Origin of the sequence: Cupriavidus sp. AU9028, from assembly GCF_019795295.1 — a bacterium.
In the GTDB taxonomy this organism is placed as follows: domain Bacteria; phylum Pseudomonadota; class Gammaproteobacteria; order Burkholderiales; family Burkholderiaceae; genus Cupriavidus.
Genome location: NZ_JAIMCG010000003.1, coordinates 24,014 through 35,213 on the forward strand (window position 1 = coordinate 24,014; position 11,200 = coordinate 35,213).

The following is an 11,200-nucleotide window of genomic DNA, read 5'->3' on the forward strand; positions in this document are numbered from 1 at the left end:
TTGCGAAAGCGCGATTGTAGACCAGTCGCGCAGAGCGGGCCCCGCGTGCCCTCTTCCCCGGCCCCTCTCCCGCAAGCGGGCGAGGGGAGCAAACCAGGGGCACATTCATGCCGCAGCATCGAGCCGACGCAAGGAACGAATGGAACTGATCAGCTGGAATATCCAATGGGGCCGGGGCTGCGACGGCAGGGTCGACATCGGCCGCATCGTCTCGACGCTGCGCGGCATCGCCGATTTCGACGTGCTGTGCCTGCAGGAGGTTGCGCGCGGCTACCGGGAATTGCCGGGCAATCCCGGGGAGGACCAGGTCGCCGAGCTGCAACAGGCGCTGCCCGGCTACCGCGTGCTGTTCGCACCCGGCGTCGACCGCTTCGATGCGCAGGGGCGTTCCTTGCAGTTCGGCAACGTGATCGCGACCCGCCTGCCGGTCCGTGCGGTCTTCCGCCATGCGCTGCCCTGGCCGGCGGATCCGGCGGCCCCGTCGATGCCCCGGGTCGCGATCGAGGCGACCGTGCTGGCGGACCTCTCGGCGACCGGGTCAGGCGACAGCGTCGCGGGCGTGCCACAAGGGGAGCCCGTGCGCATCGTCTGCACCCATCTGGAGTACTACTCCGCAAGCCAGCGGCTGGCGCAGGCGCACGCGCTGCGCGACTGGCACAGCCAGGCGAGCGGACAGTCGCGCTGCCCGCCGCCCGCCGAAGCCCGCTTCGGTCCGTTCAGCCCCGACGCTCGTCCGGCCTCGTCGATCCTGTGCGGCGACTTCAATGCGAGGACGAACGACCCCGCCTACCACGCGCTGCTCGCGCCCTTCAGCGACGGCACGCCGCCCTGGCGCGATGCATGGCTGCATGCGCACCCCGGCCAGCCGCATGCGCCGACCTGCGGTGTCCATGACAAGGAACAATGGAAGGAAGGGGCGTTCGCCTGTGACTTCATGCTGGTCACCGAGGACCTGCTCGATCGCGTGGCGGCCTGCGAAGTGGATCAGCAGACCGACGCCTCTGACCATCAGCCGGTGCATCTGTCGCTGCGGACGAAACGCTAGCGCGACAGGCTGCGGCGTCAATCCTCTTCGTCGGCGACGCTGTGGGATGGCTTGAGGCGGAAGGCCTGCAGGTACTCCATCCACTGCGGACCGGGTAGCTCGGCCAGCGTCTCCTGCACCAGTTCGACCTCGGCATCGAACTCGCGCGCGTTCATGCCACCACGCATCAGCTGGAAGCGGCAGTACATCAGGTACGTGTTGACGACGTCAGTCTCGCAATAGGCGCGGATCGCGCTCAGTTGCCCTTCACGGAAGGCATCCCAGACCTTGCTGCCGTCCATCCCCATCTTGCCCGGAAACCCGCACAGCTTCGCCAGCTCGTCCAGCGGCGCGCTGGCACGCGGCTGGTACATCGCCAGCAGGTCCATCAGGTCAAGATGCCGCATGTGGTAGCGGCTGATGTAGTTGTTCCACTTGAAGTCGCGGCTGTCCTCGTCGCGACCCTCGCCCATCTCCCAGTAGCGGGGCGCGGCCACGCCGTGCACCAGGCCGCGATAATGCAGCACGGGGAGATCGAAACCGCCGCCGTTCCACGACACCAGCTGCGGGCTGTAGCGGGCGATCAGTTCATAGAAGCGCTGGATCAGCGTGGCCTCGTCGTCGTCCTCGGTACCGAGCGAGCCGACATGGAACATCGCGGTGCCGTCGCGCTGATTGCGGCGCAGGACGCAGGAGATCGCGACGACCCGCTGCAGATGCAGCGGCAGGAAGTCGCTGCCGGTCTTTTCGCGGCGAGCGGCGAAGGCAAGCTCGGCTACCTCGGCATCGCTCAGGGACGGTGGATGGTCATGCAGGCGGCGCAGGCCGTCGACATCGGGAACCGTCTCGATGTCGAATACCAGCACAGGCGTCATAGAACGGCGTCCTTGCGCACCCCTTGCGAGGCGAAATGCCGCTTCAGCTTGACCAGCGCTTCCTGCTGGATCTGCCGCACCCGCTCGCGCGTCAGCCCCATCTCCTCGGCCAGCTCTTCCAGCGTGGCCGGCTCGATGTGGTTCAGGCCGAAGCGGCGCTCCACCACATAGCGATGCTTCTCGGACAGGCGGGCAAGCCAGAGCTTCATCAGGTTCTCGAGCTCGCGGTGCGCGACCTCCTGGTCGGGGCCGGCATTGTGCTCGTCGGACAGGAAGTCCAGCAGGCTCGATCCCGGATCGAGATCGAACGGCGTATCGAGCGAGGTCGTATGCTCGTTCAGCGCCAGCACGTCCTGCACCTCGTCGGGGGTCTTGCCCAGCAGATGGGCGATGTCTTCCAGGCTGGCGTCGCGGCCATCGGTGCCGCCCTTCTCCAGATGCCGCTTGGCGCGCAGCACCTGGTTCAGTTCGCGAATGACATGCACCGGCAGACGAACGGTGCGCGCCTGGTTCATGATGGCGCGCTCGATGCTCTGGCGGATCCACCAGGTCGCATAGGTCGAGAAGCGGAAGCCGCGCGTCGGATCGAATTTCTCGATCGCGTGCATCAGTCCCAGGTTGCCTTCTTCGATCAGGTCCAGCAACGGCACGCCGCGGTTCAGGTAGCCCTTGGCGATCGACACCACCAGGCGCAGGTTCCGCTCGATCATCACCTGGCGGGCGGAAAAATCGCCGCCCTTGGCCAGCGTGGAGAAATGCAGTTCTTCCGGAGCGGACAGCAGCGGCTTGATGCTGATGCGGTTCAGATAATGCTGGACGGTATCGGCGGCCAGTTCGGTGTGCAGGGCGGTGCGAAACTCGTCCTGCTCCGGAGCCGCGGCTTCGGTGGCCTCTTCTTCCTCGCCATCGGCCTCGGTGTCGTCCTCGTCGACGGCACGGACACCGTCATCGGCCAGCAATTCCGCATCGCGCAGCGTGATGCCGGTCGCGCCAGGCGCGATCGGCTCATCGGTCAGCGGCACCAGCTCCGCCACCAGTTCGGTGGGGAAGCCGTCGGCTGCGGGGCGGCCTGCGGTCTGCAGGCCGGCGGCTACGCCAGGACTCGATTCGGGATGCGCCACACCAGAACGGGTTTCCGGTTGCTTGGCTCGGCGTGAACGGCTGGCGGTTCCGGAGGAGACTGTTTTCTGGCGTGGCATGAACCCTCACTGTGGCGGCAAATACCGCATCGGATCGACCGGTTTCCCGTTTCGGCGTACCTCGAAGTGCAGCTTCACGCGATCCGCGTCACTGCTGCCCATCTCGGCAATCTTCTGACCCCTGCGGACCGTCGCCTGTTCAGCCACAAGCACTCTGTCGTTGTGACCGTAGGCAGTAAGATAGGTCTCGTTGTGCTTGATGATGACAAGATTCCCGTAGCCGCGCAAGGGTCCCACGTGAATCACCCGACCATCGTCCGCGGCCAGTACGGCGTCGCCCTTCTGGCCACTGATATCGATACCCTTGTTGCCCTTGTCGTCGAAGCGTCCCAGCAGAGAACCGCGCGCGGGCCACGCAAACTGGATGGTGCCGTTGGCGGCCGGAGCGGAAGCGGAGGCAGCCGGTGCAGCAGGCGGCGTGGCCGTGGGCGGGACAGTGGCGCCCGGCGCCGGGGCGGCCGGCGGCAAGGCGGCCTGATCGAGCGGCTGCGCCTGGATGGCGGCCGGCGCGACCGGCATGGTGGCGACGCCTGTTGCCGGGTTGACCTCGGCCCCGGGCGGCACCACGCGCACGAGCTGGCCGACCTCGATCTGGTTGGCGTTGACGATATTGTTCCAGGCCGCGACATCGCGGTACGACTGGCCGTGCTCCAGTGCGATCCGGTACAGCGTATCGCCGCGCTTGACGCGGTAGAAACCCGGGGGCGCCGGCTCCAGCGGCGCAGCCGTCGCCACGCCCGCGCCGCCAGTGGTACGGTCCACGACCGGCGCCGGCATCGGCGAGGATGCGCAGGCAGCCAGCAGTGCGACCAGCAGGGAAGCGGTGCCGGTCTGTCCGGCACGGACGATGCGTCGATGAATCACGGTGTTGTGCATAGTTGGACTCAGGTGGTGCCCGATTTTAATGGCACAAAGAAAACGGCTTCAAGCGCGGTGCGGTGAAAGCGATGGCGATTCTGCCGCTCGATCAGCAGCAGCTGCTGCGTCACGGTGTGGCCCTGCCCGCCTGGCGCGCCTTGTACGGTCGCCACCGGCGCGATCAGGCGTCCACCGATCTCGAGCTGATCCAGCAGCGCCTGCGGCACTTCCATGCCCGCCGCGGCAAGAATGATCGAAGAGAATGGCGCGGCCTGGGGCAAGCCCAGCATGCCGTCGCCGTAATGCAGCCGCAGGTTCGGCAAGCGCAATGCGCGCAAGTTCGCCTTGGCCTGCTCGTGCAGGGGCCGGATCCGTTCGATGGAGAACACCTCGCGCGCCACCAGGCTCAGCACCGCGGCCTGGTAGCCGCAACCGGTGCCGATCTCCAGCACCCGGTCCAGCGATTCGGTGGCCGCCAATCCATGCCGCAGCAGCTCGATCATCCGCGCCACCACCGATGGCTTGGAGATGGTCTGCTGATGGCCGATGGGCAGGGCCGCGTCTTCATAGGCCTGCGAGGCCAGCCCGGGTTCCAGGAACAGGTGGCGCGGCACCGTGCCGACGGCCTGCAGCACGCGCTCGTCGCGAATGCCGCCGGTGCGCAGCCGCGCCGTCAACGCGGCGCGCGCGCGGTCGGACGCCATGCCGCCACCGCCGACGCTCGCCGCGTTCGCGCGCGCCAGCACCGCGCTGCCCGGCGCGGGCGCGGGGGCGGGAACGGGCGCCGGGCTTGGCGCGGATTGCCGGGCGGCGAGGGAGCCGACCCTGGGCACCGCCGCGGGCGGCCGGGGTGCCGGCTTGCCGTTGGTGGCCGGACCCTGGCCCGCCCGGGACGGCGTGCGTTGATCGGCGACCGCCGGCATGCCGGCGGTTCGCTTGGGAGCCGGCTTGCGCTCGACCACGGAGTCGAGCGGCAACGGGAAGGTCGGACGGCGCGGACGCGAACTCATGACGACGGCTGGCGCTTCGCGACTCGGGTTATTCGAGCCACTGGCGCAGCGAGTCGAGCTGCCCGCGGTGTGTCAGGTCCAGTTGCAGCGGGGTGAGCGACACGAAGCCTGCCGCGGTGGCATGGAAATCGGTGCCTTCGCTGGCATCGAGCGCGCCGCCGGCCTCGCCGATCCAGTAGATGGTGTCGCCACGGGGATTGACTTGCGAGATGACCGGCTGCGACGGATGCCGCTTGCCCAGCCGCGTCGCGCGCAGGCCGCGAATATGTTCGAACGGCAGGTTCGGAATATTGACGTTGAGCAGGAACGGCTCGCGCGGCGGCGAGGCGATGGCGCGCTCGACGATCTCGCGGGCAATCCGGGCCGCCGCATCGAGATGCTCCCAGCCCTTCTCCACCTGCGAAAAGGCGATCGACGGGATCCCCAGCAGATGGCCTTCGATCGCCGCGGCGACGGTGCCGGAGTACAGCACGTCCTCGCCCATGTTCTGGCCCTGGTTGATGCCGGAGACGACCAGGTCCGGCTTCTCGTCCATCAGCCCGGTCAGCGCGATATGCACGCAATCGGTCGGTGTACCGTTGACGAAGCGAAAGCCCTTCTGCACGCCCTCGCGCGCCTCGAACACCGTGAGGGGGCGCTGCAGGGTCAGCGAATTCGACGCGCCACTATGATTCTGCTCGGGCGCGATCACCGTGATACGGCCCAGCGGCGCGAGGGCGGCATGCAGCATGGCAAGGCCCGGCGCCAGGTAACCATCGTCGTTGGCGAGAAGAATGTGCATGGCGGCGATTGTACCCGAGAGAGGCCAGCCGGTTGGCGCGCGGGCCTGCCGTCGATGACGCCAGGGCACTGCGTCAAACGAACTGAACGACCGTTCTTTTCTGCGCTACACTGACCGGGCCGCGACCGGCAGACGCGAAGCCGGATCGCCGCCCTGCGCTGGAGACATCGTCTCGCCCGCATCCCAAAAAGCCAATGCGCGCCACGCGCGCCATGCGAACAACGGAGACAAGATGAAAGCCGTACTGTGCAAAGCCTGGGGCCCGCCCGATTCCCTGTCGATCGAAACCCTGCCCGACCTGGTGCCCGGCGCCGGAGAAGTGGTGATCGACGTCAAGGCCGCGGGCGTCAACTTTCCCGATGTGCTGATCATCCAGAACAAGTACCAGGCCAAGCCGCAGTTGCCGTTTACGCCAGGCTCGGAACTGGCCGGTGTCGTCAACGCGGTGGGCGAAGGCGTGACCCACCTGAAGCCCGGCGACAAAGTCATTGCTTACCTTGGCAACGGCGCGTTCGCCAGCCAGGCGAAGGCGCCGGCATCGGCGGTGGTGCCGATGCCGCCGGGCATCGACTTCGAGACCGCGGCGGCATTCACGCTGACCTATGGCACCTCGCACCATGCCGTGGTCGACCGTGGCGAGCTGAAGGCCGGCGAAACGATGCTGGTGCTCGGCGCGGCGGGCGGTGTCGGACTGGCCGCGATCGAGATCGGCAAGGCGATCGGCGCGCGCGTGATCGCCGCCGCCTCGACCGACGAGAAGCTGCGCGTCTGCCAGCAGCACGGTGCCGATGCGCTGATCAACTACAGCACCGAGGACCTGCGCGAACGGATCAAGCTGCTGACCGACGGCAAGGGACCCGATGTCATCTACGATCCGGTCGGCGGCGTCTATGCGGAACCGGCGTTCCGCTCGATCGGCTGGCGCGGGCGCTATCTGGTGGTGGGCTTTGCCAACGGCGAGATCCCGAAGATGCCGCTGAATCTGGCGCTGCTCAAGGGCGCCTCTCTGGTCGGCGTGTTCTGGGGCGAGTTCGTGCGCCGCGAGCCGCGCTCGAACCAGGCCAATATGGCGCAGATGATGGAATGGATGCGCGAGGGCAAGATCCGCCCGCATATCTCGGGACGCTATCCGCTGGAGCAGGCGCCGCAGGCGCTGAAGGACATGGAGGCACGCAAGGTCACCGGCAAGGTGGTGATCGTGCCGTAAGACTCCCTCTCCCGCTTGCGGGAGAGGGTTGGGGAGAGGGTTGGGGAGAGGGCGTCGTGCGCCGGACCAATGGCGACTGCCTTCTCATGACCACTGCCCTTTGCCCTCTCCCCTGCCTCTCTCCCGCAAGCGGGAGAGAGGAGAAAAACAGCGGCGTAGCGATTCTCCGAATCTATAGCTTTTCCGTCTCCCCGCTCTTCGGCTGCCACTTCATCAGCCTGCGTTCGGCGATTCCGACCATCCAGTCCAGCACCAGCGCGAAGGCCGTCAGCACGACGATCCCCGCGAACACCGTGTTGATGTCGAACGTCCCCTCGGCCTGCAGGATCAGGTAGCCGACCCCGCGCGCCGAGCCGAGATATTCGCCGACCACCGCGCCGACGAAGGCCAGCCCCACCGAGGTATGCAGCGACGAGAAGACCCAGCTGGTGGCGCTGGGCAGGTACACGTGCCGCAGCAGTTGGCGCTGGTTGGCGCCCAGCATGCGCGCGTTGGCGAGCACCACCGGGCTCACTTCCTTGACACCCTGGTAGACGTTGAAGAAGACGATGAAGAACACCAGCGTCACCGCCAGCGCGACCTTGGACCAGATGCCCAGGCCGAACCAGACGGCGAAGATCGGCGCGAGAATCACCCGCGGCATCGAGTTCATCGCCTTGATATAGGGATCGAGCACCGCCGATGCCACCGGGCTGAGCGCCAGCCACAGGCCCACGCCGAGGCCGGCGATGGTGCCGATGCCGAAGGCAAGCACCGTCTCGAGCAGCGTCACGCCCAGATGCAGGTAGATGTCGCGCTCGACGATGAACCAGGTCCAGACGCGCTGCGCCACCAGCCACGGCTCCCCGAAGAAGAAGGCGACCTGTTGCGAGCGCGTGGCCAGGTGCCACGCAGCGAGAATGATGACGAGGACGAGCAGCTGCCAGACGCGCAGCATGCCCCTGGAGTCGGGTCGAAATGCCATGGGAGCGGTAAGTTCTTGTTGGTTGGTGCGGTCAGGCAGGTCAGGCGACCTTGCGCTGCTGCGCATAGCCCTTGAGGACTTCCTCGCGCAGCACGTCCCAGATGGCCGCATGCAGCTCGACGAAGCGCGGGTGATTGCGGATCTCGGCGACATCGCGGGGGCGCGGCAGGTCGATGGCGAACTCGCCGATCGGATGGGTGGCGGGGCCGGCCGACAGCACCACCACCCTGTCGCTCATCGCGATGGCCTCGTCCAGATCGTGGGTGATGAACAGCACCGCCTTGCGCCTGGCCGCCCACAGGTCCAGCACTTCGTTCTCCATCAGCTGGCGAGTCTGCACGTCGAGCGCCGAGAACGGTTCGTCCATGAGGATGATGTCCGGGTCCAGCACCAGCGTCTGCGCCAGCGCGACGCGCTTGCGCATGCCGCCGGACAACTGGTGCGGATAGCGGTCGCCAAAGCCGCCCAGGCCGACGCGGCGCAGCCATTCCTCGCCCTCGGCCTCGGCCTGCGCCCGCGCGACGCCACGGAACTCCAGGCCCGCGATGACGTTGTCCAGCGCGCTTCGCCAGGGCATCAGCGCTTCGCTCTGGAACATGTAGCCGGCACGCGTGTTGATGCCGGTGAGCGGCTCGCCGAAGACCCGGACCTCGCCCGACGAGGGCGCGAGCAGACCGGCGCCGACGTTGAGCAGCGTGGACTTGCCGCATCCGGTAGGACCGACCACCGACACGAACTCGCCGGGCGCGATGGCCAGCGAGACGTCGCGCACGGCCGTATAGCGCTGGGCGCGGTCCTCGCGCGAGATGAAGGTACAGGTGACGTTATCGAGAGAGAGGGCGGGAATGGTCATGCGAAGGGCAAAGGGCGCACCGGTCGGCTAGCGGCAGGGCAGCGCCCCGGCAAGCTGCGCCGGCGGGAGAGATCGGGACGGCGGTCGGACGGTCGCGGCAGCGCGACGCCGGCCCCGAAGGCCGGCACGCACGCCGCCGTGCTTACTTGTACCTGGCGTTGGCCTTCTGCACGAAGGCGTTGGTGTAGGTCGCCTCGAGCTTGATGGTCTTGCCCTTCAGGCCCTCGTCGAACTGCTGCAGCATGTTCAGCGCGGTACGCGGACCGTCGGCGGGCATCATCCCGTCCGGCGAGATGGCCTCGCGCACCTTCTCCCAGGTGGAAAGGTACAGCGCGCGATCGCCCAGCAGGTAGCTCTCCGGCACCGTCTTGACGATATCGGAGGGACCGGCCTTCTGCAGCCACTTCAGTGCGCGCACCATCGCGTTGGTCAGCGCCTGCGTGGTATTGGGGTTCTTCTCGATGAAAGCGGCCGAGGCATAGAGGCAGCCGGACGGCATGTTGCCGCCGAACACGGCCTGGGTGTCCTTCAGCGTGCGGGTATCGGAGACCACGCGCACCTCGTTCTTCTGCGTCAGCATCGACACGACCGGGTCCAGATTGGCCATCGCGTCGATCTGGCCCGAACGCATCGCCGCCACCGCGCCGTTGCTGGCGCCGACCCCGATGAAGGACACGTCCGACGGCTTCAGGCCGGCCTTGGCCAGCACGAAGTTCGCCATCATGTTGGTCGACGAGCCGGGCGCGGTCACGCCGATCTTCTTGCCCTTCAGATCGGCGACCGACTTGAAGTCGGGCATGGTCTTGTTGGAGGTCACCAGCACGATCTGCGGCGCCCTGCCCTGCAGCACGAATTCGCGATACTGCTGGCCCTTGGCCTGCAGGTTGATGGTGTGCTCGTAGGCGCCCGATACCACGTCCGCGCTGCCGCCGACCACCGCCTGCAGCGCCTTGGCGCCGCCGGCGAAGTCGACGATCTCCACGTCGAGGCCTTCGTCCTTGAAATAGCCCAGCCGTTCGGCGATGGTCAGCGGCAGGTAATAGAACAGGTTCTTGCCACCCACCGCGATGGTGACATTCTGCTTCTCCAGCTTGCCCTGCGCATGGGCGAAGCCGCCGAAGGTGAACCAGCCTGCGAGAAACAGGACCAGCGCGATCAGCACCTGTTTCCAGAACGTCTTGTTATACATGGTTGTCTCCTGCCTCGGTGTAGTGCGCCGCCGGCGTGCGCCTGGCGGCTCCCTGCGATGCTAGCCCATCGCCCGGGACGCCCCCATCGGTGTCATCACCTAGGCGGGAGACGTCCCGGCTGCTGGCCAGGTGCAGCGCAAGACGGTCCGGCAGTGGCTACTCCGCCTGGATGTCGGCGGCCTGGATCACCTTGCCCCAGCGCGTCAGTTCGCTGCGCTGATATTGATTCAGTTGCTGCGGATTCATGTACTTCGCTTCCGCGCCCAGCTCTTCGGCCTTCTTGCGGAACGCATCCGTCTTCATGATCTTCTCGATCTCGCCGGTCAGCTTGTCGACCACTGGCCGGGGCGTGCCGGCCGGCGCGTACATCGCGAACCACGACGACACGTCCAGGTCCTTGAAGCCGGCTTCCGGCGCGGCGGGCACGTCCTTCAGCGACGGCAGGCGGTCCTTGCTGGTCACCACCAGCGGGCGCAGCTTGCCGGCCTGGATATGCGGGATCAGCGGCGGCGGCGTGGTGATGGTCAGGTCCACCGAGCCCCCGAGCAGGTCCGTCATCGCCGGACCCGTGCCCTTGTACGGCACGTGGGTGATGCGGATGCCCGCCATCTGGTTGAGCAGCTCCGTCGAGACATGCTGCAGCGAGCCGTTGCCCGACGACGCATAGTTCAGCTTGCCGGGATTGGCCTTGGCATACGCCACCAGCTCCTGCAGCGACTTGACCGGCAGGCTGGGACGCACCACCAGCACCTGCGGCGCCGACAGGATGTTGGCCACCGGCGCGAAGTCCTTGATCGGGTCCCACGACAGGTTCTTCATCAGCAGCGGCGTGATGACGTGAAAGCCCGAATACTGGACCAGCAGCGTGTGCCCATCCGGCTTGGCCCGCGCCACCAGTTGCGCGGCGATGCCGCCGGCGCCGCCGGGGCGGTTCTCGACGACCACCGGCTGCCCCAGCGCCTTTGCCAGCGGCTCGGAGATCATCCGCGCAGCCAGGTCGGTGGTGCCGCCGGGCGCGGCCGACACGATCAGCGTGACGGGGCGGCTCGGATAGGCCTCGTCGGCGACGGCGACGCCTGCCGACGCCGCCAGGCAGGCCAGCGCGCCATGGACGGCGGCGGCGATGGCGCGGCGGCGGCCGCGCTGCACGCGTGTTGGCGAAAGATGGGTGATGTTCGATGACATGCTGTCTCCTCGTACTCGGTTGGTTTATTGGCTCGGAATTGTTGTTCTCGGGTT

At 67.2% G+C, this 11,200-nt stretch carries 11 protein-coding genes; 2 read left to right on the forward strand and 9 right to left on the reverse strand.

What is annotated here, in order from left to right:
- Positions 1-139: 139 nt before the first annotated feature.
- Positions 140-1,045, forward strand: coding sequence for an endonuclease/exonuclease/phosphatase family protein (locus K6V06_RS04190; protein WP_222240347.1), 906 nt, complete (start codon positions 140-142; stop codon positions 1,043-1,045).
- 17 nt (positions 1,046-1,062) lie between these two features.
- On the opposite strand, the gene K6V06_RS04195 is transcribed toward K6V06_RS04190, so the two are convergent.
- The 5 genes from K6V06_RS04195 to surE are packed head-to-tail and all read right to left on the reverse strand — an operon-like array spanning position 1,063 to position 5,747.
- Complete coding sequence (locus tag K6V06_RS04195) at positions 1,063-1,899, reverse strand: 3'-5' exonuclease (protein ID WP_222240348.1); 837 nt, start codon at positions 1,897-1,899, stop codon at positions 1,063-1,065.
- A complete protein-coding gene (rpoS, locus tag K6V06_RS04200) occupies positions 1,896-3,098 on the reverse strand; it encodes an RNA polymerase sigma factor RpoS (RefSeq protein ID WP_222240349.1) in 1,203 nt (400 codons plus the stop codon). Before rpoS ends, K6V06_RS04195 begins: the two co-directional genes overlap by 4 nt.
- 6 nt (positions 3,099-3,104) lie before the next feature.
- Positions 3,105-3,974 (reverse strand): peptidoglycan DD-metalloendopeptidase family protein, encoded by an 870-nt coding sequence (locus K6V06_RS04205; protein ID WP_222240350.1) that lies wholly within the window; start codon positions 3,972-3,974, stop codon positions 3,105-3,107.
- 8 nt (positions 3,975-3,982) lie between these two features.
- The gene (locus K6V06_RS04210; RefSeq protein WP_222240351.1) at positions 3,983-4,966 is read right to left on the reverse strand and encodes a protein-L-isoaspartate(D-aspartate) O-methyltransferase; all 984 of its coding nucleotides are present in this window, start codon (positions 4,964-4,966) and stop codon (positions 3,983-3,985) included.
- A gap of 28 nt (positions 4,967-4,994) precedes the next feature.
- Positions 4,995-5,747, reverse strand: a complete 753-nt coding sequence (gene surE, locus K6V06_RS04215; RefSeq protein ID WP_222240352.1) for a 5'/3'-nucleotidase SurE — start codon at positions 5,745-5,747, stop codon at positions 4,995-4,997.
- A 232-nt stretch (positions 5,748-5,979) separates the two neighbouring features.
- Here surE and K6V06_RS04220 point away from each other — a divergent pair, with 232 nt between their 5' ends.
- Positions 5,980-6,954 carry an NADPH:quinone oxidoreductase family protein gene (locus K6V06_RS04220; protein WP_222240353.1) on the forward strand — a complete coding sequence of 325 codons (975 nt, stop codon included), beginning with the start codon at positions 5,980-5,982 and terminating at the stop codon, positions 6,952-6,954.
- A gap of 172 nt (positions 6,955-7,126) precedes the next feature.
- Here the strand turns inward: K6V06_RS04220 and K6V06_RS04225 are convergent, their stop codons facing one another.
- The 4 genes from K6V06_RS04225 to K6V06_RS04240 form a co-directional block, all read right to left on the reverse strand.
- Entirely contained in the window at positions 7,127-7,918 is a 792-nt protein-coding gene (locus K6V06_RS04225) for an ABC transporter permease (RefSeq protein ID WP_222240354.1), read from the reverse strand.
- Positions 7,919-7,958: 40 nt separating this feature from the next.
- A complete protein-coding gene (locus K6V06_RS04230; protein WP_222240355.1) occupies positions 7,959-8,771 on the reverse strand; it encodes an ABC transporter ATP-binding protein in 813 nt (270 codons plus the stop codon).
- A gap of 142 nt (positions 8,772-8,913) precedes the next feature.
- Positions 8,914-9,960 (reverse strand): ABC transporter substrate-binding protein, encoded by a 1,047-nt coding sequence (locus tag K6V06_RS04235; RefSeq protein ID WP_222240356.1) that lies wholly within the window; start codon positions 9,958-9,960, stop codon positions 8,914-8,916.
- A gap of 157 nt (positions 9,961-10,117) precedes the next feature.
- Positions 10,118-11,146, reverse strand: a complete 1,029-nt coding sequence (locus K6V06_RS04240) for a tripartite tricarboxylate transporter substrate binding protein (protein ID WP_222240357.1) — start codon at positions 11,144-11,146, stop codon at positions 10,118-10,120.
- Positions 11,147-11,200: the final 54 nt, after the last annotated feature.

What these genes read in the sequence shown, in the direction of transcription:
- K6V06_RS04190 (WP_222240347.1), top strand. Translation starts at nt 140, where the DNA reads ATGGAACTGATCAGCTGGAATATCCAATGGGGCCGGGGCTGCGACGGC.
- K6V06_RS04195 (WP_222240348.1), bottom strand. Translation starts at nt 1,899, where the DNA reads ATGACGCCTGTGCTGGTATTCGACATCGAGACGGTTCCCGATGTCGAC.
- rpoS (WP_222240349.1), bottom strand. Translation starts at nt 3,098, where the DNA reads ATGCCACGCCAGAAAACAGTCTCCTCCGGAACCGCCAGCCGTTCACGC.
- K6V06_RS04205 (WP_222240350.1), bottom strand. Translation starts at nt 3,974, where the DNA reads ATGCACAACACCGTGATTCATCGACGCATCGTCCGTGCCGGACAGACC.
- K6V06_RS04210 (WP_222240351.1), bottom strand. Translation starts at nt 4,966, where the DNA reads ATGAGTTCGCGTCCGCGCCGTCCGACCTTCCCGTTGCCGCTCGACTCC.
- surE (WP_222240352.1), bottom strand. Translation starts at nt 5,747, where the DNA reads ATGCACATTCTTCTCGCCAACGACGATGGTTACCTGGCGCCGGGCCTT.
- K6V06_RS04220 (WP_222240353.1), top strand. Translation starts at nt 5,980, where the DNA reads ATGAAAGCCGTACTGTGCAAAGCCTGGGGCCCGCCCGATTCCCTGTCG.
- K6V06_RS04225 (WP_222240354.1), bottom strand. Translation starts at nt 7,918, where the DNA reads ATGGCATTTCGACCCGACTCCAGGGGCATGCTGCGCGTCTGGCAGCTG.
- K6V06_RS04230 (WP_222240355.1), bottom strand. Translation starts at nt 8,771, where the DNA reads ATGACCATTCCCGCCCTCTCTCTCGATAACGTCACCTGTACCTTCATC.
- K6V06_RS04235 (WP_222240356.1), bottom strand. Translation starts at nt 9,960, where the DNA reads ATGTATAACAAGACGTTCTGGAAACAGGTGCTGATCGCGCTGGTCCTG.
- K6V06_RS04240 (WP_222240357.1), bottom strand. Translation starts at nt 11,146, where the DNA reads ATGTCATCGAACATCACCCATCTTTCGCCAACACGCGTGCAGCGCGGC.